General features: G+C 63.7%; 27 protein-coding genes. 19 read left to right on the top strand and 8 right to left on the bottom strand.

Features of this window, described 5'->3' with window-relative positions:
* Nucleotides 1–134: 134 nt before the first annotated feature.
* Complete coding sequence (locus NKH29_RS14980) at nucleotides 135–359, bottom strand: hypothetical protein (RefSeq protein ID WP_023718112.1); 225 nt, start codon at nucleotides 357–359, stop codon at nucleotides 135–137.
* Between the two features lie 185 nt (nucleotides 360–544).
* On the opposite strand from NKH29_RS14980, the gene NKH29_RS14975 reads away from it, so the two are divergent.
* The 6 genes from NKH29_RS14975 (at nucleotide 545) to NKH29_RS14950 (ending at nucleotide 6,735) form a co-directional block, all read left to right on the top strand.
* Entirely contained in the window at nucleotides 545–1,552 is a 1,008-nt protein-coding gene (locus NKH29_RS14975) for an aldo/keto reductase (protein ID WP_023718111.1), read from the top strand.
* Nucleotides 1,553–1,781: 229 nt separating this feature from the next.
* Complete coding sequence (locus tag NKH29_RS14970; RefSeq protein ID WP_023718110.1) at nucleotides 1,782–2,732, top strand: substrate-binding domain-containing protein; 951 nt, start codon at nucleotides 1,782–1,784, stop codon at nucleotides 2,730–2,732.
* Nucleotides 2,733–2,955: 223 nt separating this feature from the next.
* Nucleotides 2,956–4,539 carry a sugar ABC transporter ATP-binding protein gene (locus tag NKH29_RS14965; RefSeq protein WP_023718109.1) on the top strand — a complete coding sequence of 528 codons (1,584 nt, stop codon included), beginning with the start codon at nucleotides 2,956–2,958 and terminating at the stop codon, nucleotides 4,537–4,539.
* Nucleotides 4,536–5,552, top strand: coding sequence for an ABC transporter permease (locus NKH29_RS14960; RefSeq protein WP_023718108.1), 1,017 nt, complete (start codon nucleotides 4,536–4,538; stop codon nucleotides 5,550–5,552). The genes NKH29_RS14965 and NKH29_RS14960 overlap by 4 nt, the downstream gene beginning before the upstream one ends.
* Before the next feature lie 226 nt (nucleotides 5,553–5,778).
* Nucleotides 5,779–6,147: an endonuclease domain-containing protein gene (locus NKH29_RS14955; RefSeq protein WP_502911260.1), complete on the top strand. Its 369-nt coding sequence runs from the start codon at nucleotides 5,779–5,781 to the stop codon at nucleotides 6,145–6,147.
* Between the two features lie 108 nt (nucleotides 6,148–6,255).
* The gene (locus NKH29_RS14950; protein WP_023718106.1) at nucleotides 6,256–6,735 is read left to right on the top strand and encodes a GNAT family N-acetyltransferase; all 480 of its coding nucleotides are present in this window, start codon (nucleotides 6,256–6,258) and stop codon (nucleotides 6,733–6,735) included.
* Nucleotides 6,736–6,802: 67 nt separating this feature from the next.
* Here the strand turns inward: NKH29_RS14950 and NKH29_RS14945 are convergent, their stop codons facing one another.
* The 3 genes from NKH29_RS14945 to NKH29_RS14935 form a co-directional block, all read right to left on the bottom strand.
* A complete protein-coding gene (locus NKH29_RS14945; protein ID WP_352643628.1) occupies nucleotides 6,803–7,015 on the bottom strand; it encodes a hypothetical protein in 213 nt (70 codons plus the stop codon).
* Between the two features lie 102 nt (nucleotides 7,016–7,117).
* Nucleotides 7,118–8,749, bottom strand: coding sequence for a chaperonin GroEL (gene groL / locus NKH29_RS14940; RefSeq protein ID WP_023718104.1), 1,632 nt, complete (start codon nucleotides 8,747–8,749; stop codon nucleotides 7,118–7,120).
* Nucleotides 8,750–8,808: 59 nt separating this feature from the next.
* Nucleotides 8,809–9,123, bottom strand: coding sequence for a co-chaperone GroES (locus NKH29_RS14935; RefSeq protein WP_023718103.1), 315 nt, complete (start codon nucleotides 9,121–9,123; stop codon nucleotides 8,809–8,811).
* 289 nt (nucleotides 9,124–9,412) lie between these two features.
* Between NKH29_RS14935 and NKH29_RS14930 the strand changes: the two genes are divergently transcribed.
* Both NKH29_RS14930 and NKH29_RS14925 read left to right on the top strand, forming a co-directional pair.
* Entirely contained in the window at nucleotides 9,413–9,682 is a 270-nt protein-coding gene (locus tag NKH29_RS14930; protein WP_023718102.1) for an usg protein, read from the top strand.
* Between the two features lie 355 nt (nucleotides 9,683–10,037).
* Nucleotides 10,038–10,556: a hypothetical protein gene (locus NKH29_RS14925; RefSeq protein ID WP_352592758.1), complete on the top strand. Its 519-nt coding sequence runs from the start codon at nucleotides 10,038–10,040 to the stop codon at nucleotides 10,554–10,556.
* A 191-nt stretch (nucleotides 10,557–10,747) separates the two neighbouring features.
* On the opposite strand, the gene NKH29_RS14920 is transcribed toward NKH29_RS14925, so the two are convergent.
* Nucleotides 10,748–11,017 (bottom strand): DUF982 domain-containing protein, encoded by a 270-nt coding sequence (locus NKH29_RS14920; protein ID WP_352999999.1) that lies wholly within the window; start codon nucleotides 11,015–11,017, stop codon nucleotides 10,748–10,750.
* A 137-nt stretch (nucleotides 11,018–11,154) separates the two neighbouring features.
* Nucleotides 11,155–11,367, bottom strand: coding sequence for a hypothetical protein (locus NKH29_RS14915; protein WP_245278542.1), 213 nt, complete (start codon nucleotides 11,365–11,367; stop codon nucleotides 11,155–11,157).
* A gap of 341 nt (nucleotides 11,368–11,708) precedes the next feature.
* On the opposite strand from NKH29_RS14915, the gene NKH29_RS14910 reads away from it, so the two are divergent.
* The 9 genes from NKH29_RS14910 to NKH29_RS14870 all read left to right on the top strand — a co-directional run bounded on the left by NKH29_RS14910 (nucleotide 11,709) and on the right by NKH29_RS14870 (nucleotide 19,413).
* Nucleotides 11,709–12,185, top strand: coding sequence for an Hsp20 family protein (locus tag NKH29_RS14910; protein WP_023718098.1), 477 nt, complete (start codon nucleotides 11,709–11,711; stop codon nucleotides 12,183–12,185).
* 29 nt (nucleotides 12,186–12,214) lie between these two features.
* Entirely contained in the window at nucleotides 12,215–12,736 is a 522-nt protein-coding gene (locus NKH29_RS14905) for an Hsp20/alpha crystallin family protein (RefSeq protein WP_352999997.1), read from the top strand.
* A 70-nt stretch (nucleotides 12,737–12,806) separates the two neighbouring features.
* A complete protein-coding gene (locus NKH29_RS14900) occupies nucleotides 12,807–13,487 on the top strand; it encodes a hypothetical protein (protein ID WP_352640930.1) in 681 nt (226 codons plus the stop codon).
* 109 nt (nucleotides 13,488–13,596) lie between these two features.
* Entirely contained in the window at nucleotides 13,597–14,199 is a 603-nt protein-coding gene (locus tag NKH29_RS14895; RefSeq protein ID WP_352816537.1) for a CDP-alcohol phosphatidyltransferase family protein, read from the top strand.
* Nucleotides 14,200–14,225: 26 nt separating this feature from the next.
* The gene (locus NKH29_RS14890; RefSeq protein WP_352816534.1) at nucleotides 14,226–16,013 is read left to right on the top strand and encodes a bifunctional alpha/beta hydrolase/class I SAM-dependent methyltransferase; all 1,788 of its coding nucleotides are present in this window, start codon (nucleotides 14,226–14,228) and stop codon (nucleotides 16,011–16,013) included.
* Between the two features lie 2 nt (nucleotides 16,014–16,015).
* Nucleotides 16,016–17,359, top strand: a complete 1,344-nt coding sequence (locus tag NKH29_RS14885) for a phosphatase PAP2/dual specificity phosphatase family protein (protein ID WP_352481644.1) — start codon at nucleotides 16,016–16,018, stop codon at nucleotides 17,357–17,359.
* Nucleotides 17,356–17,784 (top strand): hypothetical protein, encoded by a 429-nt coding sequence (locus NKH29_RS14880; RefSeq protein ID WP_352788212.1) that lies wholly within the window; start codon nucleotides 17,356–17,358, stop codon nucleotides 17,782–17,784. The genes NKH29_RS14885 and NKH29_RS14880 overlap by 4 nt, the downstream gene beginning before the upstream one ends.
* Nucleotides 17,785–17,792: 8 nt before the next feature.
* The gene (locus tag NKH29_RS14875) at nucleotides 17,793–18,455 is read left to right on the top strand and encodes a lysophospholipid acyltransferase family protein (RefSeq protein WP_352895137.1); all 663 of its coding nucleotides are present in this window, start codon (nucleotides 17,793–17,795) and stop codon (nucleotides 18,453–18,455) included.
* A 22-nt stretch (nucleotides 18,456–18,477) separates the two neighbouring features.
* Nucleotides 18,478–19,413 (top strand): phosphatidate cytidylyltransferase, encoded by a 936-nt coding sequence (locus tag NKH29_RS14870; RefSeq protein ID WP_352481711.1) that lies wholly within the window; start codon nucleotides 18,478–18,480, stop codon nucleotides 19,411–19,413.
* A gap of 132 nt (nucleotides 19,414–19,545) precedes the next feature.
* Here NKH29_RS14870 and NKH29_RS14865 read toward each other — a convergent pair whose 3' ends face one another.
* The gene (locus tag NKH29_RS14865) at nucleotides 19,546–21,543 is read right to left on the bottom strand and encodes an AI-2E family transporter (RefSeq protein ID WP_502904631.1); all 1,998 of its coding nucleotides are present in this window, start codon (nucleotides 21,541–21,543) and stop codon (nucleotides 19,546–19,548) included.
* 272 nt (nucleotides 21,544–21,815) lie between these two features.
* Here NKH29_RS14865 and NKH29_RS14860 point away from each other — a divergent pair, with 272 nt between their 5' ends.
* Nucleotides 21,816–22,109: a hypothetical protein gene (locus tag NKH29_RS14860; protein WP_352481646.1), complete on the top strand. Its 294-nt coding sequence runs from the start codon at nucleotides 21,816–21,818 to the stop codon at nucleotides 22,107–22,109.
* Nucleotides 22,110–22,214: 105 nt separating this feature from the next.
* On the opposite strand, the gene NKH29_RS14855 is transcribed toward NKH29_RS14860, so the two are convergent.
* On the bottom strand, nucleotides 22,215–22,568 hold the full coding sequence (locus NKH29_RS14855; RefSeq protein WP_023722949.1) for a cupin domain-containing protein: 354 nt from the start codon (nucleotides 22,566–22,568) through the stop codon (nucleotides 22,215–22,217).
* Nucleotides 22,569–22,732: 164 nt separating this feature from the next.
* Here NKH29_RS14855 and NKH29_RS14850 point away from each other — a divergent pair, with 164 nt between their 5' ends.
* Nucleotides 22,733–22,954, top strand: a complete 222-nt coding sequence (locus NKH29_RS14850; RefSeq protein WP_352965183.1) for an alkylphosphonate utilization protein — start codon at nucleotides 22,733–22,735, stop codon at nucleotides 22,952–22,954.
* Nucleotides 22,955–23,029 lie beyond the last annotated feature (75 nt).

The following is a 23,029-nucleotide window of genomic DNA, read 5'->3' as shown; positions in this document are numbered from 1 at the left end:
CAAAAGCAACGAGCGCAGCATCAAAATCCCATCGCAGCGGCGCTCCAATGTCACGGCATGGATCCCAGGCTCTCCGCGACGTCGCTTCGCTCCTGCTCCGCCCTGGGATGACGAAGGATGGGAGGTCACGCCGCTCAATCGTCGGTGGCCGGCGTCAATTCGAGCTCGGCCGGCGACAGGCCCTGCTGCAGCTGGCTGAGCCGGAATTCGTCGACCCAATAGGCCTCGCCGTCGACCAGCACTCGCGCACTGTAGCCGCCGGCGGAAAAACGCTGCGCGGTGATGTAGACCTTGTGGCGGTCGAGCGCCTTGCGCACCGCGGCGCGCTTGGATTTCTGGCTGGTGACGGAACTGGCCATGCTGGTTACTCACGCACAAAGCCGCAAGGCGGCATGCCTAAGGATGGCCGAGAGCGGGTCGGCTGTCAATTTGGCGGCCGCTGCGAGCCCTCGCGCGGTGGCGTCTCTCGCTCTGTGGAAACCGAGCCGGCGCGCTATATTGAACGTGGCGGCTTGGAACGCGATGCTGACCTGGAGAACTTCACATGACGTTGACGACACGCAAACTCGGCGGCCAGGGGCTGCAGGTTTCCATGATCGGCCTCGGCTGCATGGGCATGAGCCAGTCCTACGGCCCGGCCGACGAGGCGGAATCGACCGCCACGCTGCACCGCGCCATCGAACTCGGCTGCACCTTCCTCGACACTGCGGAAGTCTATGGGCCGCACGCTAACGAGGAACTGCTCGGCCGCGCGCTGCAGGGCCGGCGCGATGAGGTGACGATCGCGACGAAATTCGGCTTTCGCATCGAAAACGGCAAGCAAGTCGGCACCGAGCGCGACAGCCGGCCGGAGCATATCCGCGAGGCTGTCGAAGGTTCGCTGAGGAGGCTAGCCAGCGACCACGTCGACCTCCTCTATCAGCACCGCGTCGATCCGGCGGTACCGATCGAGGAGGTGGCGGGTGCTGTCGGCGAGCTGATTGCTCAGGGCAAGGTCCGCTTCTTCGGCCTCTCGGAGGCCGGCGCCGCCAATATCCGCCGGGCGCATGCCGTGCATCCGGTGTCGGCAGTGCAGAGCGAATACTCGCTGTGGGAGCGCAATCTCGAGCCGGAAATCATTCCCCTGCTGAAGGAGCTCGGCATCGGCCTGGTGCCGTTCTCGCCGCTCGGCCGCGGTTTTCTCACCGGCGATGTCAGGCGCGCCGAAGACTATCCAGAGGGCGATTACCGGCGCGGCGATCCGCGCTACCAGGGCGCCAACTATGACGCCAACATGCAGGCGGCAGCCACGGTACTCGACATCGCCGCGGCCAAGCGCGTCAAGCCAGGCCAGATCGCGCTGGCCTGGCTGCTCCACAAGGGGAGCGACTTCGGCATCGACATCGTGCCGATCCCCGGCACCAAGCGCAGAAAATATCTCGAGGAGAACGTCGCCGCGGCTTCGATCAGGCTCGACGCCGCCGAGATGCAGGTGCTCGACGACGCGCTGGCGCCGGGCAAGGTCGCCGGTCCGCGCTACGGCGAGCGCACCATGGTGATGATCGATCGGTAGGTCTTGCCTTCTCCCGTTCTTGCGCAAAGCTCCGGCCTTGGCTAGCATCCGCCGGCAGGCACCGAGCGGAGGAGAACGTCGCGGTGGACCGGCTGGAGCGCCGTTGCGTCCCTTCAAACACGAGTTGGGCGCTCGAAGGACACTCCATTTTTGAATCGACGCAAGGAACCTTCCGGAAAACCCATTCCGGTTTCGGGGTCGTGCGCTCATCTGGGAGGAGACTAAATTGATCAACAGACGTGAATTCCTGCTGTCGACCGCGGCGATGGGCGCCTTGGCGCTGGCCGCTCCGCAATTGGCTTTCGCCCAGGACAAGCTGACCATCCTCGGTTCGGTGCCGAGCCTCGGCTTTCCGTTCTTCGTGCACATGCTGAACCAGATCAAGGCTGAGGCGCAGGCGCAAGGCGTCAACCTGGTCGAGAGCGACGGCCAGAATTCGGCGCCCAAGCAGACCGCCGACATCGAGGCGGCACTGGTGCAAAAGGTCAACGCCATCGTCATCTCGCCGCTCGACGTCAACGCGCTGGCCCCAGCCATCGAGGAAGCGGTGAAGGCCGGCGTTCCCGTCGTCACTATCGACCGCCGCGTCGAGGGCGTCGAAGGCATCCTCGCCCATGTCGGCGCCGACAATGTCAAGGGCGGCGAGGCCGAAGCACAGGCCATGGTGGCGGCGTTCCCGAACGGCGCCAAGATCTTCCATCTGCAGGGCCAGCCCGGTGCCGGCCCGGCGATCGACCGCAACAAGGGTGTGCACAACGTCCTTGATCCCATGAAGGACAAGTACCAGATCATCTTCGAGCAGACCGCCAACTTCGCCCGCGCCGAGGCGCTGTCCGTCACCGAGGCCGGCCTTGCCGCCAACGGCAAGCCCGACGCGATCATCTGCGCCAATGACGACATGGCGCTTGGCGCGGTTGAAGCCTGCGCGGCGCGCAACTTCACCGACGTCAAGATCTACGGCTTCGACGCGCTTCCCGAAGCGTTGGTCGCTGTGCGCGACGGCAAGCTGGCCGGCACGGTCGAGCAATTCCCCGGCGAGCAGTCGCGCACCGCCGTGCAGATCGCGGTCGCCTACGCCAGGGACAAGACCGAGCCGAAGGAAAAGCTGGTGCTTTTGACGCCGATCGTCATCGGCAAGGACAATCTCGACAAGGCGGAGAGGCTGGGCGAGACGAAGTAGGCGAAGCCGGCGGGACAGCACCCCCCTCTGGCCTGCCGGCCATCTCCCCCTTCAAGGGGGAGATTGGATGTTACCCGGGCTTTCGCTAATTTTCGATCTTGCAGAAGAAGCGAGGCCAACGAGGCTGCCAATCTCCCCACTTGAGGGGGAGATGGCCGGCAGGACAGAGGGGGGGTGCTGTCCCGCCAGCCTTGCGTACAACCGAATGATCGAGGAGCAAACTTTGCCCAAGGCAGCCGCTATTGTGCCCTCCCCCGCCCTGCTCACCGTCGAGGGCGTGACCAAGCGCTTTGCCGGCGTCACCGCGCTTAACGACGTTTCGCTCGAAGTCCGCCCCGGCGAGATACTCGGCCTGCTCGGCGAGAACGGCGCCGGCAAATCGACGCTGCTCAAGATCCTGTCCGGCGTGATGCCGCCGTCCAGCGGTCGCATCGTCTTCGACGGCGTCGAATTCAATCCGCACAATCCGCAGGATGCGAAACGCCACGGCATCGTTACCATCTACCAGGAACTGAGCCTGATCCCGACGCTGACCGTGGCGGAGAATATTTTCATCGGCCGCGCACCGCTCGGCCGGTTCGGGCTGGTCAGTTGGCGGCGAATGGAGGAAGATTCCCGCGCGATCATCGCTCGTGTCGGCCTCGATCTCGACCCGGCGACGCCGGTTTCCGCACTGTCGGTGGCCGAACAGCAGCTGGTCGAGATCGCCCGCGCGCTATCGCTGAAGAGCCGCTTGATCATCATGGACGAGCCGACCTCGGCGCTGACCGAAACCGAAGTGCAGAAGCTGATGGCGATTATGGGCCGGCTGCGCAAAGACGGCGTCGCCATCATGTTCGTCACCCACCGGCTGGAGGAGGCATCGGCAATCTGCGACCGTATGACGGTGCTGCGCGACGGCAGGCTGGCCGGCCATCTCGACCGCGAAGGTGGGCCGATCAAACTGCCGAAGATCATCGAGAAGATGGTCGGCCGCGCCGCTTCCGAGCTCTATGCGAGGCCGACGCAGCGCGATGTCGCCGGCGACGTCCGGCTCTCGGTGCGCGGCCTGCGCACGGTGCGCGATCCGCAGGCGCCGCACGCCATCGTGCTCGAAGGCGTCGATCTCGACCTCAAGGCGGGCGAAATCCTCGGCGTCGCCGGGCTCGTCGGTTCCGGCCGCACCGAGCTCGCCCGCGCCATCTTCGGCGCCGACCGCATTGCCGCCGGCACCATCAGGCTCGATGGCAGGCCGATCGCGCCGGCCTCACCCGCCGATGCCATCGAGCTCGGCATCGGCCTGGTGCCGGAAGACCGCAAGCACCAGGCGATCTTCGCCGCACTCGCCATCCTCACCAATTTCTCGATCGCCGCGCTCGACCGCTACTCCAATGTCGGTTTCATGGCCGAGCGGCGCGAGCGAGAAGCGCTGGCGAACTACAGGAAGATGCTGTCGATCCGCATGGCCTCGCCCGAGCAGGCGATCGAGGGACTGTCCGGTGGCAATCAGCAGAAGGTCATCCTTGCCCGCTGGCTGGCACGCGATCCCAAGGTGCTGATCGTCGATGAACCGACGCGCGGCGTCGACGTCGGCGCCAAGGCGGAGGTTCATCAGATCCTGGTAGAGCTCGCCGCGCGCGGCATCGCCATCATGATGATCTCGTCCGAGCTGCCCGAAGTGCTTGCCGTGTCGGACAGGATCGTCACCATGCGGCGCGGGCGCATCACCGGCGAGATGCCTGGCATCGAGGCGACCGAGGAGAAACTGATGGAACTGATGGCGCTCGACCAGAAGCAGGAAGCCCAGAATCAGGAAGCAACGCAATGACCAGCACGACCGAACGGAGCCAGCGCGGCGGCGTCAATCTTGCGCGCCTGCTGATGAGCTTCGGCCCGCTGATGTTCCTGGCGGTGCTGATCGTCGTCTTCACCGTGCTGAAGCCGAGCTTCATCGACCCGATCAACCTGTTCAACATCATGCGCCAGATCTCGATCACCGGCCTGATCGCGCTAGGCATGACCTTCGTTATCCTCACCGCCGGCATCGACCTGTCGGTCGGCTCGCTGCTCGCCTTCTGCGGCATGGTCGCGGCGGTGGTGGCCAAGGGCGGCACCGCCAACACGCTGTCGCTGTCGACAACGGGCACGCTGGGCTATGGCTGGTTCGCCGCCCTTCTCGCCGCCGTCGTCGTCGGCGCCGTGGCCGGCGGTGTCCAGGGCTTTGCCATCACCAGGCTGAAAGTACCGCCCTTCGTCGTCACGCTCGGCGGCCTCACCGTGTTTCGCGGCCTAACGCTGACGATCTCCAATGGCGGCCCGATCTCCGGCTTCGACGCCTCGATGCGCTGGTTCGGTACCGGCCTGATCGGCCCGGTGCCGGTGCCGGCGATCATCTTCGCGATTGCCGCAATCCTGTGCCACATCGTGCTGCGCTACACGCGCTACGGTCGCGCCGTCTACGCCGTCGGCGGCAATGCCGAGGCCGCGCGGCTCTCCGGCCTGCGCGTCGACCGCATCCTGATCTCGGTCTACATCATCGTCGGCTTCTTCGCCGGCCTTGCCGCCTTCGTTTTGTCGGCGCGGCTCAACTCCTCCGAAGCCGTCGCCGGCATCGGCTACGAGCTGACGGTGATCTCGGCGGTCGTCATCGGCGGCACCTCGCTGTTCGGCGGCATCGGCAGCGTCGGCGGCACGGTGGTCGGTGCAGGGCTGATCGGCGTCCTGCAGAACGGGCTGCAATTCAACAACGTCTCGTCATACACGCAAAGCATCGTCATCGGCCTGATCCTCATCCTCGCCGTCGCCTTCGACCGCTGGCTGAAATCGCGGGTAAGGCGGTGATCCAGGTCAGGTCGGCGGGACAGCACCCCCCTCTGTCCTGCCGGACATCTCCCCCTCAAGGGGGGAGATCGGATGTCGCTCCAGCTTTCGCCACTCTCCAAAGAAGCGCGCTTTCGGCGAAGCTGCCAATCTCCCCACTTGAGGGGGAGATGTCCGGCAGGACAGAGGGGGGTGTTCAAGCGCAGCGGAGAGGGATAGGCAAGTTTCGCGCTGAGGAACAGAAGTAGTGAACCACTATCCCGTACCTCCCCGTAGTCGCGGCAATGCGCGCAAGATGCGCAAGGCCATGACGGATGCCGAGCTGAAGCTCTGGAATGAGGTCCGGGCGCATCGTCTCATGGGACTGCCATTTCGGCGCCAGATGCCCATCGCCGGCTTTATCGTCGATTTTGCCTGTTCGGACAAAAAACTCATTGTCGAGTTGGACGGCTCTCAGCATGCTGAGGCCGAAGCTTCGGCATCGGATGCAGCAAGAAGCGCGAGCCTTGAAGCGCTGGGCTGGACTATCCTGCGCTTCTGGAACGACGACGTCATTCGCGATATCGACAATGTCTGCCAGCACATAGTCATGACGGCCGGCGCGGATGTGCGCTGAACTCGGCCGTGCAGGATCGGCGGGACAGCACCTCTCTGTCCTGCCGAACATCTCCGCTCAAAAGGGGCAGGTTTCTGAGGCGAGGTGCCAATGACCCAAATAAGAACCATGACCGAACAGGACGTGCCCTCGGTATCGCGGCTGCTGGGCCAATCCTGGCGCCACACCTATTCGCCAATCCTGGGTGCCGAGACCACGGCACGGCTGTCGGATGAGAAGCACGCGCCGGAGCGGCTGGTGACCGAGCTCGGGGACGACAGCAAGATGTGGTTCGTGGCCGAGCGGGCGGACGGCTCGCTCGCCGGCTACGCGATGGCCGCGATGGGCAACAAGGGCGATGTCATGCTCGAGCGGCTCCATATCGACAAAAGCGAGTACGGCACCGGGCTGGCGGCCGATCTTTTGCACGCGGTTCTTGCAGCGCATGCGGGGATTCCCAGCATCGCGCTGGAGGTGATCGAGGGCAACGACCGGGCAATCGCCTTTTATCGCAAGCACGGTTTCGAAGTGGTCGAGCGCCGGCCGGCTGCACACGGGGTGGGCGGCCACGCCTCGCTGATTATGCGCCGGTTACTACCGATGGCTTAGAGCGCTGTCGGCGAAGCTGCCAATTTCCCCACTAGAGCAGGCAATCGCGCATCCGCGCCGCGATCATTTACGCTCTTTCCTTGCCGGCTCCCACGCGTTGAGCCGACAAAAACATCAGCGTGTAGGCAGCCTTGCGGCGGTCCCAGCCGGCCGACTCGGCCATATCCAGCAGGCCGTCGACCAAAGGCGCCAGCGCCGCCCTGCAATCGGTTTCATAGTTGAAATCGTTCTTCGGGCGGGTCGGCGCCGCGATCTTCCCAAAACTGTCCGTCATATCCATGGCAACACCTGCTCAGCATTCGACCCGAACCGGCAAGCCCGTGCCCGCGTTGGCGGACACGGCCCATCTGCCGTTTCGAAATCTCGCTTTGAAAGCCTGATCTTAGAAGTCCATGCCGCCACCGCCGGGCATCGGAGGCATGGGCGTTTCCTTCTTCGGCTTCTCGGCCACCATCGCCTCGGTCGTCACCAGCAGGCCGGCAACAGAGGCGGCACCCTGCAGCGCAGTGCGAACGACCTTGGCCGGATCGATGACGCCCTGCCCGTACAGGTCGCCGAACTCGTTGGTCTGGGCGTTCCAGCCATAGCCGAAGTCGGTCGTCTCGCGCAGCTTGCCGACGATGATCGAACCTTCCGCACCGGCGTTCTCGGCGATCTGGCGCACCGGCGCTTCGATGGCGCGACGCACGATGTCGACACCGGTCTTCTGATCGGGATTGTCGACGACAACGTTATCGAGCGCCTTCGCCGCCCTCAGCAGCGCCACGCCGCCGCCGGGCAGGATACCCTCCTCGACCGCCGCGCGTGTGGCATGCATGGCGTCGTCGACGCGATCCTTGCGCTCCTTGACCTCGATCTCGGTCGAGCCTCCGACGCGGATGACGGCGACACCGCCAGCGAGCTTGGCTAACCGCTCCTGCAGCTTCTCGCGGTCGTAGTCGGAGGTGGTTTCCTCGATCTGCGCCTTGATTTGGCTGATGCGCGCCTGGATTTCATCCTTGCGGCCGGCACCGTCGACGATGGTGGTGTTCTCCTTCTCGATCAGCACCTTCTTGGCGCGGCCGAGCATCTCCAGCGTGACGTTCTCGAGCTTGATGCCGAGGTCTTCCGAGATCGCCGTGCCGCCGGTCAGGATGGCGATGTCTTCGAGCATGGCCTTACGGCGGTCACCGAAGCCCGGCGCCTTGACGGCCGCAACCTTCAGGCCGCCGCGCAATTTGTTGACGACCAGCGTCGCCAGCGCCTCGCCTTCGACGTCCTCGGCGATGATCAACAGCGGCTTGCCGGATTGCACGGCGGCTTCGAGCACAGGAAGCATGGCCTGCAGGTTGGACAGCTTCTTCTCGTGGATCAGCACATAGGGTTCTTCGAGTTCGACGCGCATCTTATCCTGGTTGGTGATGAAATAGGGCGAGAGGTAGCCACGGTCGAACTGCATGCCTTCGACCACTTCCAACTCAGTCTCAGCGGTCTTGGCTTCCTCGACAGTGATGACACCCTCATTGCCAACCCTTTCCATCGCCTCTGCGAGGAAGCGGCCGATCTCGGCATCGCCATTGGCAGAGATGGCGGCGACCTGGGCGATCTCGTCGTTCCTGGTCACCTTGCGGGCATTGGATTTCAGGTCGGCGACGACGGCGTCGACCGCCTTGTCGATGCCGCGCTTCAAATCCATCGGGTTCATGCCGGCAGCGACCGCCTTGGCCCCTTCCCTGACGATGGCCTGAGCAAGAATCGTCGCGGTCGTGGTGCCATCGCCTGCGGTGTCGCTGGTCTTCGAGGCGACCTCGCGCACCATCTGCGCGCCCATGTTCTCGAACTTGTCCTCGAGCTCGATTTCTTTGGCGACAGTCACGCCGTCCTTGGTGATGCGCGGCGCGCCGAACGACTTATCGAAGACGACATTGCGGCCCTTTGGACCGAGCGTTACCTTCACCGCATTGGCGAGAATATCGACGCCGCGCAGCATTTTCTCGCGGGCTTCGGTATGAAATTTCACATCTTTGGCAGCCATTGGATCACTCCTTCGAATAGGCAGCTTTTCGTTGACTGGAATGCTTGTTCAGGCCCCCCTCAGGCAGCCCTCTTCATCTCGCCGGCGCCCTCGATAACGCCCAGCACGTCGCTCTCTTTCATGATGAGCAGATCCTCGCCATTGAGCTTGATCTCGGTGCCGGACCATTTGCCAAACAGGATGCGGTCGCCGACCTTGACATCGAGCGGCTGCAATTGGCCGCTGTCGTCGCGCGCACCGGGGCCGGCGGCAATGACCTCGCCCTCCTGCGGCTTCTCCTTGGCAGTGTCGGGGATGATGATGCCGCCGGCGGTCTTCTCGTCGACCTCGATACGGCGGACCAGGATACGGTCGTGCAATGGACGGAACGTCATGTCGTTCTCCTCTCGGGACAAACAGATTTTCGAAGATCCTCCTGACCGGACCGGCAATATCGGCCCGGCACGGGGTGCGCGACCCCTTCATCAGGCATCGCGTGCATACGAACTAGTCGCGCTTTTTTCTGCTTTCAAGAGGGTCACGCAAAAATTTTAGCACTCGACCAATGAGAGTGCCAATGTACTGTAATTGCTTGCACATTCGTCGCTCTCCCGAACGCGACTGGAACCTATGTGGAACAAGAGGCGTTTTCGCGGACGGAGATTTCAACGGAAGGAAGATTGCATGACCAGCAGGGACTTTCAGCTCCAGATGCAAGGGTTTGGCCTCACCACGGCGGAGATCCATTACCGCCTACCCGATCATCGAAGCCTGCTGCAGCTCTATATCTGGCAGGAATACGATATCGCCCCTGATTTCCCGACGCTGAAGCATTTCCTTGATTTCTGGGAGCGCGAGATCGAAGGCCCGTTGCATTCGGTGCGCGTCGCCCATCATCACCTGATCCAGCCCTCCGAATGGCGGGCCGTAAACGGCATCATCACCGTCCACTGAAGAGCAAGCCGATCAGCCGCTAGTGGTCAGAATCTGACACTTGGTATCCGGTTGGGCGGTCGGTTCAGGGGTTCAAGGCGGTTAGCAAATCCTGTGTGGAGCGCGGAGCAACGCGACTTCGCGACGGAGTGGCGGAGCTAACCGAAGCGGATCGTGTCCGGAACGGGTCTTCGGCTTACGCGTTGCAACATGGAGGCGACGGCGGGCGTGCCTCACGACGCGCGGTTGGGTCCCATCCACTTGTTGCCGCGATTGGACATGCGAAGCGCGCCGAAGTCATCGCAGAAACGCCCATACATTCGTCATGTCCGCGGCGATGGCAGTGCTGGCACGACGTCGATCCAAAGGAAAGTAGATGAGTGCGTTCTCTCTTTCATCGGACGGGAAACTTGCGATAACGGCGAGCCAGACGTCGTCCAAAAATGACTTCGACTATTTGGTGGGCAACTGGAACATCAGGAACCGTACGTTGAAGGAACCGCTGGCCGGCAGCGACGAGTGGGAGGAATTCGACGCGACCCAAGAGTTCCGCCAAATCCTGGTGGGTTTGGGCAACTTCGACATTTTTCGTACGGAGTTGGGAGGAAAGCCGTTCGAGGGCCTCACCGTGCGATTGTTCGATCCAAAGACGCGTCTCTGGACGATCTACTGGGCCGACAGCAACGCGGGCAAACTCGACGACGGAAAGGTGGGCTCGTTCAATGGCGACGAAGGCGAATTCTTCGGCCGTGAGGTTGTGGCCGGCAAGGACGTTATCGTAAAATTCCACTGGGATAAGCGCAACCCGCAAACCCCGATTTACAGCCGTGCGTTCTCCGCTGATGCAGGCAGAACGTGGGAATGGAATTGGTACTCGAACTTTTCACGACGGTGACTAACTGAGTTGGCCCAAGCAAAATCCCGCTCCTTCGCGTGTAGCCAAGGGAAATCCCGAGCCGGACTCTTATGTCAGTGGGTACAAGTCAGGTGGGTACCACTAGACAGCGGACAAAGTCTCCGGAGTGGGGGAAAGGCAGCTGCCTCTCCCCACTTGTTTTGGATCTCACAATATCGGAGGGGTCCGGACTAGCCGGCGTGGTCGACAGGCTTGCGGGCCGATGCGAGCAACCCGGCCTTGCGCGCCGCCCTGGCGAAGGCCTTGCGCGCATCACGCGCGGTGTGCCAACCGTCGAGCGCGTCCCGGCAGGTCCGATAGGCAGCGCGCCAACTCCGGCCGCGTGCACAGTCCGGCCACTGCTGGCGCATGCATTCGATGGCTTCCCAACTGCTGGCGACCTTGCGCTCGCTGGATTGGAATTTCAACGTGATCGGCTCGGCAAAGCGGACGTCGTCCATCACTTCCTCCGTGTCTTGTGATCGTCTTCTTGTTTGAGCAGCAACGTCATGCTGGCGGGCGCCGGCGGCCGGCCGGCGCCGCTGAAGGACATGGTTCGTCTCTCTGCGCGGTTCAAGAGCATCGCGGAAATGGCCGGTTATTCCTCCTCGTCCGGCCCTTGCAGCAGTTCGATCAGCATCGCTACTCTTGCCGTCGGCAGCGGTCGGCCCTCGTTCACCAGCGCCTCGTCGGCGGCGATCCAGGCCAGGGCCTCACGCAATTCTTGGACCGTCCCGTCTGTCGCCGCAATGTCGGCGATAACGGCGTCGTCGACCGGGCCCACCACAGAAATGATCTCGTCGCGTGTCATGGTCAGCTCCATCTGCGATTGCCGGGAACGGAGCCCCGGCAACAGAGGAATCTGGGTCTTGACCTGCGGCAGACAATAACCCGCCGGGGAACTCGGCGTTGGCGATTGAAGCCAGCTGGCAAACAGGCAATCTCCTGCCGGACATCTCGCCGCAGATAGGGAGATTGGCAGCCTCGCCGAACCGACCGAAAAACCGGCAACGCGAAAGCCGCCGGGTCTTGACTTGCGGCGGACAATAACCAGATCGATGGCACCGGTCGCCGAAATGGGGCCGGCGAAACCAGGGAGCGCCAGCTCTTTGGCGCTCCTCGTATCTATGTTGCTCGATGGAGGATGTAGCTATGAGAACCGCATTCGACTTTTCCCCGCTCTATCGGTCGAGCATCGGCTTCGACCGCGTCTTCAACCTGCTGGAAAATGCCCCGCAGGCTTTCGACGCGTGGCCGCCCTATGACATCGCGCGCAGCGGCGAGAACAACTACCGCGTCACCATCGCCGTCGCTGGCTTTTCCGAGGACGACCTCGAAATCACCCATGAACCCAACCTCCTGATTGTCTCCGGCCAGCACAAGGAGCCGGATAACGCGGAGTATCTGCATCATGGCCTCGCCGCACGGCCCTTTACCCGCCGTTTCGAGCTTGCTGATCACGTCAAGGTCGCGGGCGCCACGCTCGACAACGGCCTGCTCAGCATCGATCTGGTACGTGAGGTGCCCGAGGAGATGAAGCCTCGGCGCATCGCCATCGCGACCGATGTCGCCTCGCCGAAGACCGGGCCGAAGGTCGCGCAAGACGAAGCAAACAAGCAGGCTGCCTGAATGCACCAGTCGAGAAAGGAGACTATGCAATGGCTATTCGTGATCTCATTCCCTGGGGCCGGGAGAACAATCAGGCCCCCAGCCTGTTCCGCGACGGCGATCGCGATCCCTTCCTGACGCTGCATCGCGAGATGAACCGCTTGTTCGACGAGGCGTTCCGCGGCTTCGACACGCGGCTGCCGTCGCTCGGTGGCTTCTCCGCTGCCCGCGCCAGCTGGCCCAGTGTCGAAATCTCCGATGGCGAAAAGGAGATCCGCGTCACCGCCGAGATCCCCGGCATGGACGAGAAGGACATCGAGCTGCTGCTCGATGACGGCGTACTGACGCTGCGCGGCGAGAAGCGTGAAGAGACCGAGGACAAGGACAGGCAGTTCTCCGAACGCTTCTATGGCCGTTTCGAGCGGCGTATCCCGCTCGGCTACGAAGTCGACGAAGGCAAGGTGAACGCCGCGTTCCGGAACGGAGTGCTCAGCGTGACGCTGCAGAAGACGGAGCGCGCCCAGGCCAAGGCCAAGCGTATCGCCATCAACGACGGCAACGGCAAGTCCTGATGGCTCGCATCAGGACGACGACCCTCCCTTCTGCCCTGCCGGTTCCGGCGGGCAGAGGGGGCAACTGTCGATGACCCGTTCTCCCGACGCTCCGGTTCCGCCTGACCAGGCGCAGCAAGCCCTGCAGTGCCTGACGACCGAGCATTTCGTGCTGCAAAATGCTCGCGCCGCGACCATTCAGGAAGCGAACCAGCGAGCCGATCTGTTCCTGACCTCGGTCTCGAGCGCAACCATTGCCTTGTCCTTCGTCGCGCAGGTCACGGAGATGGGCAGGCCGTTCGTACTGTTCAGCCTGATCTTGCTGCCTTGCCTTTTCTTCATCGGCCTGGTCACCTTCGCGCGCGCGGTGCAGGTTGCCATCGAGGACATGGTGCATGCCCGCGGCATGGCCAGGATCCGCCACTATTTCGTCGAGCTGACGCCCGTCCTGCAAAGATACCTTGTCAATTCCACCCATGACGATCCCTCGGCGGTGCTGGTCGACAAGGGCCTCAGGCCCTCACCGCTGCAATATTTCATGACCACCGCGGGGATGGTGGGCACGATCAATGGCGCCATCGCCGGCGTCTTCACCGGCATCGTTGTAAAGTCCGCGTTTGGCGGGGGCATGACGCTCGGCGTGATTTGCGGGCTGCTGGTCTTCGCCGCATGCATTCTCATCCTACGGCGTTACCACAGTCGCGCCTGGGCGGCGGCCGAACAAAGCTTGCCCGCACTGTTCCCGGGCGACAATGTCAACAGCGAAAGCTAGCGCCGACACATCCGGATGTCGAAAAGTGGCAGGGCGACGCCCTTGCGTCTTGCGCGCCAATTGACCATCCTCGCCAACATTATTTGCACCGCGGCCGGGGGGTTCGCATATGCCGACGCTTTATGCGCTGAAACCGGCCTTTCAGGCCAGGTTGCGGCCGCTTGCCGACGGACTGGCCAGGGCCGGCGTCACCGCCAACCAGATCACGCTGCTGGCCGCTGCCCTCTCGCTCTTCACCGGCCTTGTGGTGGCAGCCCTTGCCGGCCACCGCATGGTCTTTCTGCTGATGCCGCTCGTGCTGTTTACGCGAATGGCGCTGAATGCCATCGACGGCATGCTGGCAAGGGAACATGGCCAGGCCTCGAAGCTCGGCATGTATCTCAACGAGCTCTGCGATGTTGTCTCCGATCTCGCTTTGATCCTGGCCTTTGCCGTCATTTTTCCTGCCTGGGGCGTCGTTGCATTCGCTATCGCGGCGGTGATTGCGGAATTCGCCGGCGTGCTCGGCATCGCGGCCGGAGCGGGGCGCAACTATGCCGGCCCCTTCGGCAAAAGCGATCGGGCGCTGGCGCTTGGCATCCTCGCGGTGCTTATCGCGTCCGGCCTGTGGGTCCCGGCGCTCACGCCGCTCGTGTTTCCAGCCATGGCTACACTCTCGCTGGTGACCGCCATCAACCGGATACGCGGCGGCCTTAACGGGAGCGGCAGCTGAATTCCGGTCTCGCCAGGGAGAACAACATGCTTCACCAACAGACGGTTGCCGCCGTGGCTCCAGCCAACATCGAGCGGGTGGCGCAGGAGCGCAGCTTCAAGAGCCATGACGGCACCGAGATCTTCTATCGCTATTGGCCGGCGCCGTCGGAACACCGCAAGGGTGCCATCCTGCTGTTCCATCGCGGCCACGAGCATGGCGGCCGCATGGCGCATCTGGTCGACGAGCTCCAGATGCCCGACCACGCCTTCTATGCCTGGGACGCGCGTGGCAATGGCCGCTCCGCCGGCGAGCGCGGCTATGCGCCGTCGTTTGCCGCGCTGGTGCGCGACATCGATTGCTTCGTGCGCGAGATCGGCAGTGACGGCTTTGCCCGGCGCGATATAGCGTTGATCGCGCAATCCTTCGGCGCCGTGCTTGCCGCCGCCTGGGTGCACGACTATGCGCCTGACATTCGCGCCCTGGTGCTGGCCTCGCCGGCCTTCTCGGTCAAGCTCTACGTGCCCTTCGCCAAGCAAGGCATTGCGTTGTGGCAGAAGCTGAAGGGCCGTTTCTTCGTCAATTCCTACGTCAAGGCGAAATTCCTGACGCATGATCCCGAGCGCATCGCCTCCTTCGACGCCGACCCACTGATCACCCGGCCGATCGCCTCCAACATCCTGGTCGAACTCTACGACCACGCAGCGCGCATCGTCGCCGATGCCCGCGCCATCACCGTGCCGACACAGCTTCTGATCTCCGGCAGCGACTGGGTGGTGCGGCATGGACCGCAGCACGAGTTTTTCGTCAATCTGGCGAGCCCGGCCAAGGAGCGGCATGTGCTGCCCGGCTTCTTCCACGACACTTTGGGCGAGCGCGACCGCCACAAGGCACTCGACCTGATCAGGCCTTTCCTCGAAAAGCAGTTCGCGGCGCCGGAAAAGCCGCTCGACCTGACCGGGGCCGACCGCGCCGGCTACACACGCGACGAGGCCGACCGGCTGGCCTCGCCGCTGCCGCTACTGTCACCCAAAGGTCTCTACTGGGCAATGAGCCGCGCCTCGATCCGCATGGGCGCATGGCTGTCGTCCGGCATGAAGACCGGGATTGCCACCGGCTTCGATTCCGGCTCGACGCTCGACTATGTCTACGAGAACGATGCGCGGGGCATCGGCCCCGGCGGCCGCATGATCGACCGCACCTTTCTCGATGCTATTGGCTGGCGCGGCATCCGCCAGCGCAAGCTGCATCTGGAAGAGCTGATCGGCAGTGCCGCTGAGACGCTGAAGGCCGCCGGCCGGCCGGTCCATATCGTCGATATCGCCGCCGGCCATGGCCGCTACGTGCTCGATGCTGTGCAGAAATGCGCCGAGCCGCCGGCCAGCGTGCGGCTGCAGGATTTCTCCGAGCTCAACATCTCGCTCGGCCGCAAGCTGATCGCCGAGCGCAAGCTGCCGGCGAGCGTCTCGTTCCATCAAGGTGACGCCTTCGACGCCACGATGCTGGCCGGCCTCGACCCGGCGCCGGATCTCGCCATCGTCTCGGGGCTCTACGAATTGTTTTCCGACAATGCCATGATCGCCCGCTCGCTCGGTGGACTGGCCGGCGCCATGCAGCCCGGAAGCCTGCTCGTCTACACCAACCAGCCCTGGCATCCGCAGCTCGAGATGATCGCGCGCAGCCTGACCTCGCATCGCGGCGGCCAGGCCTGGGTGATGCGCCGGCGCACGCAGGCCGAGATGGACCAGCTGGTGGCGGGCGCCGGATTCGAGAAGCTCGACCAGCGCATCGACCAGTGGGGCATCTTCACCGTTTCGATCGCCCGGCGCGTCTGAGCATGGACTTGCCTGCCTCTGCCTTGCCTCGCGATGCCCCTGCCCTTCCGGCCTTGCCGCGCGAGCCGTATCCCGGGATAGTCCTGCGCGCCGCGCTGTGGCTGGCATTTCTGGCGCCGTTCTTCTACTCCACCTACGGCTTCGCCAACTGGCTGGCGTCGCGGCGCGACGATGTCGGCAGCATCGTCTTCGGCTGGGAGCATGGCATCCCGTTCCTTGCCTGGACGATCGTGCCCTACTGGTCGATCAATCTATTCTACGGCCTGTCGCTGCTGTTGAACAATTCGAAGAACGGCGTCGACCGCCTCGCCGGCCGCTATCTGACGGCGCAGATCATCGCCGTCGCCTGCTTTATCCTGTTCCCGCTGACGGCGACCTTCGTGCGTCCGCAGACAAGCGGCCTGCCCGGTTTCATGTTCGCCGTGCTCGGCGGCTTCGACAAGCCCTTCAACCAGGCGCCGTCGCTGCACATCGCACTACTGGTCATCATCTGGGACCATTGGCGTCACAGGTTGACCGGCATCGCCGGCGCCGCCTGGCATGTCTGGTGTTTCCTGATCGGCGCCTCGGTGCTGACGACGTGGCAGCACCATTTCATCGACATTCCGACCGGCGCGCTGCTCGGCCTTTTCGCTCTGTGGCTGTTTCCGCGCGACGGCGAGCTGCCATTCGACGGCTTCCGCCTGAGCGTTGACCCGAAAGCGCGGCGGCTGGCGCTGTTCTATGCGCTCGGCGCAAGCCTTGCGCTGGCCAGTGCCGCTGCCGGCGCGTTGGTCTCGGCGCTGTGGCTCATCCTGTTGTGGCCGGCACTGGCGCTGGCCATCGTCGCTTTCGCCTATGCCGGCGCCGGCGCCAAAGTGTTCCAGAAAACAGCTGATGGCCGCGTGTCGCTGGCCAGCCGTCTCCTGCTTTGGCCCTACCGCCTTGTTGCCAGGGTCAATGTGTGGGCGTGGACGCGAAAGCTTCCAGCGCAGATCGTCATCGCCGACGGTGTTTGCCTCGGCCGTTTTCCGACCGCCGCCGAGGCCGACGCCTTCGGCACGGTGGTCGATCTTGCCGGCGAATTGGAAAGGCCGCGTGGCGCCTCGATCCGCTGGGTAAGCCTGCCCATGGTCGACCTTTTGCCGCCGTCTCGCGAGGCGCGTGCGCAAGCGGTGGCGGCGATCGAGACGGCGCGGGGCCAGGGCACGGTGCTGGTCTGCTGTGCGCTTGGCTTCCAGCGCAGCGCCGCCGTCGTCGCCGAATGGCTGGTCGCCAGCGGCCGGGCCGACACGCCGGCTCAGGCGCGAGGCAAGCTCGCCGCCGCGGGCCGGCCGGTGCATCTTGGCGTGGACGCACCGGCATGACCGCCTTTCGAGATAGGGCCGAGACGTTCGCCGCCGGGCTGATGGTGCAGGTGGCATGGCCGCTGCTGCTGGTTGCCGCTGCCTTGCTGGCGGCGCCGGTCGTCGGCCTGGCGGCAGTGCCGCAAACATCGTCGCTGTCGGCGGTAGCCTGGCTGATCGCCGCAGCGGGTGCCATAGCCACAATCATTCTCTCGGCCCTGCTTTTGTTCGACGCGCTGCTGTTCCGGCTGATGGCCAGCCACGCCAGCGAGGCAGGCGGCGGTGCCGCGGTCGACGATGTGCTGGCGCGCATGCGGCTGAAACCCACGGCGGCCGGCGGCCGCTCGCTCGACCAGCGGATAGCCGGCACGCGCCGCCTGCTTGCCAAGCAGCGCATCGCCTTCGGCCTGTTCGCGGCGGCCTCGGTCGTCGCGGCATTCTTTTGAGCCCGTCGATGACAAAGCTTCGTGTCAGCACCTATACCCTGCTGCAGACGGTGACCTCGGTCGGCCTGTCGGCGCTGGCCTGGGCGGTCACCGGCGTGCGGCCGATCTGGAACGGCAGCCAGCCATCGGACCGGCAGCGCATCTACTTCGCCAACCATGCCAGCCACGGCGATTTCATCCTGCTGTCGGCCTGCCTCAGCGAGAAGGAGCGCGCCCGTACCCATGCGGTGGCCGCCGCCGATTATTGGGGCAAGACGCGGCTGCGCCGTTTCATTGCCGAGGACATGCTGTCTTCCGTGCTGATCCACCGGCAGTGGACGGATGAAACGCAGCACCCGATCTCGATCATGCTGTCAGTGCTCGATCAGGGCCATTCGCTGATCCTGTTTCCCGAAGGCACGCGCAACATGACTGACGAACCGCTGCTGCCGTTCCGCTCCGGCCTCTACAATCTGTCGATGGCGCGGCCCGATGTCGAACTCATCCCGTGCTGGATTGAGAACATGTCGCGGGTGCTGCCCAAGGGGCAATTCGTGCCGGTGCCGCTGCTTTGCCGTGTCGTCTTCGGCGCGCCGATCGCTATTCAACCGGGTGAGGAACGCCGCGCCTTTCTCGACCGCGCCCGCGAAACGCTGCTGGCGCTGAACCCCCGGCCGCAGCGAGACGATTGAGAACCAAGGCAAAATGCTGCCGATGATGCACGAAACCCTCATTCTGATTGTCGGCCTGCTGGCGGTGCTGATCAGCGCCAGCGTCGTCGCCGGCGTCTTGTCATGGCGCGCGCCAAAACCGTTGTCGCCGACGCTGGTCAACCTCACCCAGCGCATCAATGCCTGGTGGGTGATGGTGGTGGCGATCACCGTTGCCTTCTTCTTCGGCCGCCCCGGCATGACCATCCTGTTCGCGCTGATTTCCTTCGCCGCCCTGCGCGAATTCGTGACGCTGACACACAGCCGCCGCAGCGACCACTGGGTGCTGCTCGGCATGTTCGGCATCGTCATCCCGTTCCAGTACTGGCTGGTGTGGACCGCCTGGTACGGGCTCTTCACCATCTTCATCCCGGTCTACTGCTTCCTGCTGATGCCGGCGATCACCGCACTGCACGGCGACACCGAACGCTTTCTCGAGCGCGTCTCGGCGCAGCAATGGGCGGTCATGATCTCGGTCTACTGCGTCAGCCACGTGCCGGCGCTGCTAACACTCGAAGTACCCGGTTTCGAAGGCCGCAACCTGTTGCTGATCGCCTTCCTGATCGTCACCGTGCAAGGCAGCGACGTGCTGCAATATATCTTCGGCAAACTGTTCGGCCGCCACCTCCTGGCGCCGACGGTCTCGCCGTCGAAGACCTGGGAGGGACTGGTCGGCGGGCTGGCGGCGTCGAGCCTGCTCGGCGCGCTGCTGTCGTTCCTGACGCCGTTTTCGCCGCTGCAGGCGGCCGGCGTCGCTCTGGTCGCCTGCCTGATGGGATTCTTCGGCGGGCTGGTCGCCTCCGCCATCAAGCGCGATCAGGGCGTCAAGGACTGGGGCCACCTGATCGAAGGCCATGGCGGCATGATGGACCGTGCCGACAGCCTGGTCTTCGCCGCCCCGGTGTTCTTCCATACCGTGCGCTATTTCTGGACAGTATGAGGGTTGGCGCCGTTTGCCGCGGCACCGTCCGGACGGTTCAGCGCAATCCTTGCGAAGACACCTGATCCGTTTCGCTAATTACCGTTTTCGCGAAAACGGTAATAACACCACTGCCGCGGTCGTTGGCCGCGCTCATTTTGCCGCGGCGAGCGGCTCTTTCTTGCGCGCCGGCGCCAGGCGGCGCATGCGGCGTTTGGCGGTGGTCTTCAGCGCCACCGGCGGATTGCTGGACAACGCACCGAGCACCGCACCGACCATTCCGTGTGCGACGAAATCAGCGTTGATCTCATTGGCCAATTTGGCGGCTGCCTCCTGGTTGTCACTGTCGGGTTCCGACCACAACACGATACCCACCCGCAACCTTGGTTTGGCGCGTTTCAGCCGACGGACCAGGAACCGGCCGTGCTTGACGGAATTCCGGTTCAAAAATCCGACGACGGCGGTATCGATAGCGTCGAGCTCAAGGCGGCGAATGCTCCCCGGTTCCATATCGGCGAAGCTCGCTCTCAACACCGTGGCGCCCTGGACTTCGAGCACCTGTGCGAGCATGGCGGCAGCCGCGTCGTCGAGTTCGCCGCGCCCTCCGGCGCACAGCACCGACATGCCCGTGCCATCCGGTAGTTCGGTGTCGTCCCCGCCCTGAACCTCCCCCTGAACCTGCTTGTCCTCGTGTGAGCCGTTGTCCTCGGCCGCGGCAGTGTCGCCCGCTTCCGCCTCCTCCTGCGCGCTGTCGTCGAGGTTCGCCACCATCGTCAGCGCGCTGCCCGCGACCTGCTGTCTTTGCTCATCGCTCAACACACCACGCACACGGTCCTGCTCGCCGAGCAGAAGTGCGGGAATCGCGACCTTGTCGTAGAACTCGACGAGATATTCTTCCTCCAGCATCTCCTCGGCATGGTCCGTCGCTTCCTCGGGATCGCCGGCCAGCAGCCGCTGGTAAAGCCGGGCGTGCGGTTCGAGCACCGGTTCGTTGCCGAACAGAACGTCGAGGAATTCGAACTGCGGCACATGTCGGCCGAGCACGACGAGGCAGACCGTGAGCGGCGTCGACAGAACGAGGCCCAATGGCCCCCAGAGCCAGGTCCAGAAGATCGCCGCAACGATAATAGCCAACGGCGACAGCCCGGTGCGCGAGCCGTAGAGCCAGGGTTCGATCACGTTGCCGGTGATCAGTTCCACCACCGCGAAAAGCCCGGCGGTCCATAGCACGAGCGACCAGCCGGGCGCCACGGCCAGCGCCAGGAACAGAGGCAGCAGCGTCGCGATAACCGGGCCGATATAGGGAACGAAGCGCAGCGCCAGCGCCAGCAAACCCCACAGCAATGGATTGGGTATGCCCAGCAGCCAAAGTCCGATTGCAATCGGAACGGCATAGACGATGTTCACGACCAATTGCATGAGCAGATAGCGGCCGACGCGCTTGCCGGCATCCTGCAGCGCCTCGGTGGTTCGATGCAGATCGCCGTAGCCGACGAGGCGTATGAAGCGATCGCGCAGGTCCTCCCGCTCGAGCAGCATGAATATGACCACCACGACGATCAGTCCGGCCGATGCCAGCGGGCTCAGCAGCGGGCCGATCAGATTCTGGAGAACCTCGAGCGGTCGTTCGCGCGCGACGATTTCGACCGGGATCGGCTCCCGCGGAGGCTGATCGGCGGCGGGTTGCGCGGGTTCCGGTCTGTCGAGTTCCTGGCCGACGCGTTCGATCACCCGGCTCAATCTGGAAACGATGCCTCCGCCGACGCCGGTTTCCTTGAGCGACCGGACCTTGGTCAGGATATTCGCCTGGTAAAGCGGGATGTTCTGCGCCAGTTCACTGACCTGTGTGGCGACTATGAAGGAGAACAGCGCCAGCGCCGTGAATGCGCCGAGCACGCTGGCGATCACGGCAGGAAGACGCGGAATGCCGGCTCGCTTGAGTGCCGACACCATCGGCACAAGCGCAAAGGTAAGCAGCAGGGCGATTGCGATCGGCAGAAAGACCTCGCGCCCGAAATAGAGCGCCGCGACGGCCGTCACGACCGACGCTACGCTGGGCAACGATGTGCGCGGAAGCGCCCTGGCCGCGGAAACAATGCTCGCCCGCCGGGTCTCCGACAGGTGCGCGCCGTTTCGACTATTTGCCGCCACTTGATACCTCCGCCCCGCCATTGCCATGATCGGGCATATTGAGCCGGCGTGCAACTTCGCAGCCTCTCCTACAGCGAAGCTTTGATTTGCCGTCGTTTGGCTTGCTGCCGGCAGCGCGGCAGCTCCGTCACGGTAGAATTTTTTGCATAAATGGCGGCACCAGCAATCCTGTTCCATGCTTGCGCCAGAACCTGGAACTTTTGGGTCAAAACGCCGTTCCTTCGTAGATCGCTGATGGACAACCTCAAAGCAGCAGCTCAGGAGGAATGATCATGAACATCAAGATGCTTTGCATGGGCGCGATGGCGCTTTCAATGATGACCGGCGCAGCGCTTGCCGCCGGTGCCACTGGCACTTCGGCGCTCGACGATCCGCAGAAAATGTCGCCGTTCTTTACCGATGCCGGCATGAAGACCATGAAGCCGGCAGCCGAATTCAAGACCGCATGGATGGCCATGTCCAAAGAGGACCAGGCGATGATGATGAAGGAATGCGGCGACGAGGCCATTGCCAAGGAGCATGACGATTTCTGCAAGATGACCAAGCAACTCGGCGGCGCCAACTAGGCACGTCGGTTCAGCACAATCGCAGTGGCGGGCAGAGATGCCCGCCATCTTCGTTTTGGGACCCTCGGTTCAGTCGGGCGCAAGCGTCAATCGCACTATTCGGCGTCAGCCGATCCTGACGACAAAGTGCTTGGTCACCGGCTCGATGATCTTCCACGTCCCCTTGAAATCGGCTTCCACCACGAAGGCATCGCCGGGGCCGACTTCGACAGGCGCGCCGCCATCCGGCGTGATGACGATACGGCCGGCTATCATGTGCACGAACTCATAGTCGCTGTAGGTTGCGTGATAGGTGCCCGGGCTCGCCTGCCAGGTTCCCGACATGACCTTGCCGTCCTCGGTAATGTGCTGGACGGCGGTCTTCATGGTCGGCTCGCCTTCGACCACGACCCATCCCGCGAGATCGCCGGTCTCGGCGTTCTCGACGGCGCCGAATTTGAGGATGGTCTTGTCTGTCATGGTCGGCTCCGTCTTGAATTGTGCCGGAATGGCTGCCGGTCAATAGCTGATGCACCTGACCCCGGCAACGCGGCTTGACCCAGCACGCTTGACCTCGCCGCCAACCGTGGGATAGGCCGGGACTGGCCCAACCATCCCCCACCGAAGCCTACGAAAGACCTGCCATGACCGACGCGATCGTACGAGACAGCAATGGCACGGCGCTGCACGAGGGCGACTCCGTGACCCTGATCAAGGATCTCAAGGTCAAAGGCACCTCGGAGACGATCAAGCGCGGCACGCTGGTGAAGAACATTCGCCTCACCGGCAATCCCGGCGAGATCGAATGCAGCACCAGGCAGGTAAAGGGCCTGGTGCTGATGACCGAGTTTTTGAAAAAGGCGTGAGTGCCTCGGCACCCTTCGTTTCGCTTCAATATCAATCGCTCTCATCACTGAATCGCTCATGTGAGTGAACCGCCC

Origin of the sequence: Mesorhizobium sp. M1295, from assembly GCF_040318135.1 — a bacterium.
GTDB lineage: Bacteria > Pseudomonadota > Alphaproteobacteria > Rhizobiales > Rhizobiaceae > Mesorhizobium.
Note: the sequence above shows the minus strand (reverse complement) of the source record. Positions and strands in the feature narration are given on the sequence as shown.

What these genes read in the sequence shown, in the direction of transcription:
- NKH29_RS14980 (WP_023718112.1), bottom strand. Translation starts at nt 359, where the DNA reads ATGGCCAGTTCCGTCACCAGCCAGAAATCCAAGCGCGCCGCGGTGCGC.
- NKH29_RS14975 (WP_023718111.1), top strand. Translation starts at nt 545, where the DNA reads ATGACGTTGACGACACGCAAACTCGGCGGCCAGGGGCTGCAGGTTTCC.
- NKH29_RS14960 (WP_023718108.1), top strand. Translation starts at nt 4,536, where the DNA reads ATGACCAGCACGACCGAACGGAGCCAGCGCGGCGGCGTCAATCTTGCG.
- NKH29_RS14950 (WP_023718106.1), top strand. Translation starts at nt 6,256, where the DNA reads ATGACCGAACAGGACGTGCCCTCGGTATCGCGGCTGCTGGGCCAATCC.
- NKH29_RS14945 (WP_352643628.1), bottom strand. Translation starts at nt 7,015, where the DNA reads ATGGATATGACGGACAGTTTTGGGAAGATCGCGGCGCCGACCCGCCCG.
- groL (WP_023718104.1), bottom strand. Translation starts at nt 8,749, where the DNA reads ATGGCTGCCAAAGATGTGAAATTTCATACCGAAGCCCGCGAGAAAATG.
- NKH29_RS14935 (WP_023718103.1), bottom strand. Translation starts at nt 9,123, where the DNA reads ATGACGTTCCGTCCATTGCACGACCGTATCCTGGTCCGCCGTATCGAG.
- NKH29_RS14930 (WP_023718102.1), top strand. Translation starts at nt 9,413, where the DNA reads ATGACCAGCAGGGACTTTCAGCTCCAGATGCAAGGGTTTGGCCTCACC.
- NKH29_RS14925 (WP_352592758.1), top strand. Translation starts at nt 10,038, where the DNA reads ATGAGTGCGTTCTCTCTTTCATCGGACGGGAAACTTGCGATAACGGCG.
- NKH29_RS14920 (WP_352999999.1), bottom strand. Translation starts at nt 11,017, where the DNA reads ATGGACGACGTCCGCTTTGCCGAGCCGATCACGTTGAAATTCCAATCC.
- NKH29_RS14915 (WP_245278542.1), bottom strand. Translation starts at nt 11,367, where the DNA reads ATGACACGCGACGAGATCATTTCTGTGGTGGGCCCGGTCGACGACGCC.
- NKH29_RS14910 (WP_023718098.1), top strand. Translation starts at nt 11,709, where the DNA reads ATGAGAACCGCATTCGACTTTTCCCCGCTCTATCGGTCGAGCATCGGC.
- NKH29_RS14905 (WP_352999997.1), top strand. Translation starts at nt 12,215, where the DNA reads ATGGCTATTCGTGATCTCATTCCCTGGGGCCGGGAGAACAATCAGGCC.
- NKH29_RS14900 (WP_352640930.1), top strand. Translation starts at nt 12,807, where the DNA reads ATGACCCGTTCTCCCGACGCTCCGGTTCCGCCTGACCAGGCGCAGCAA.
- NKH29_RS14895 (WP_352816537.1), top strand. Translation starts at nt 13,597, where the DNA reads ATGCCGACGCTTTATGCGCTGAAACCGGCCTTTCAGGCCAGGTTGCGG.
- NKH29_RS14890 (WP_352816534.1), top strand. Translation starts at nt 14,226, where the DNA reads ATGCTTCACCAACAGACGGTTGCCGCCGTGGCTCCAGCCAACATCGAG.
- NKH29_RS14885 (WP_352481644.1), top strand. Translation starts at nt 16,016, where the DNA reads ATGGACTTGCCTGCCTCTGCCTTGCCTCGCGATGCCCCTGCCCTTCCG.
- NKH29_RS14880 (WP_352788212.1), top strand. Translation starts at nt 17,356, where the DNA reads ATGACCGCCTTTCGAGATAGGGCCGAGACGTTCGCCGCCGGGCTGATG.
- NKH29_RS14875 (WP_352895137.1), top strand. Translation starts at nt 17,793, where the DNA reads ATGACAAAGCTTCGTGTCAGCACCTATACCCTGCTGCAGACGGTGACC.
- NKH29_RS14870 (WP_352481711.1), top strand. Translation starts at nt 18,478, where the DNA reads ATGATGCACGAAACCCTCATTCTGATTGTCGGCCTGCTGGCGGTGCTG.
- NKH29_RS14860 (WP_352481646.1), top strand. Translation starts at nt 21,816, where the DNA reads ATGAACATCAAGATGCTTTGCATGGGCGCGATGGCGCTTTCAATGATG.
- NKH29_RS14855 (WP_023722949.1), bottom strand. Translation starts at nt 22,568, where the DNA reads ATGACAGACAAGACCATCCTCAAATTCGGCGCCGTCGAGAACGCCGAG.
- NKH29_RS14850 (WP_352965183.1), top strand. Translation starts at nt 22,733, where the DNA reads ATGACCGACGCGATCGTACGAGACAGCAATGGCACGGCGCTGCACGAG.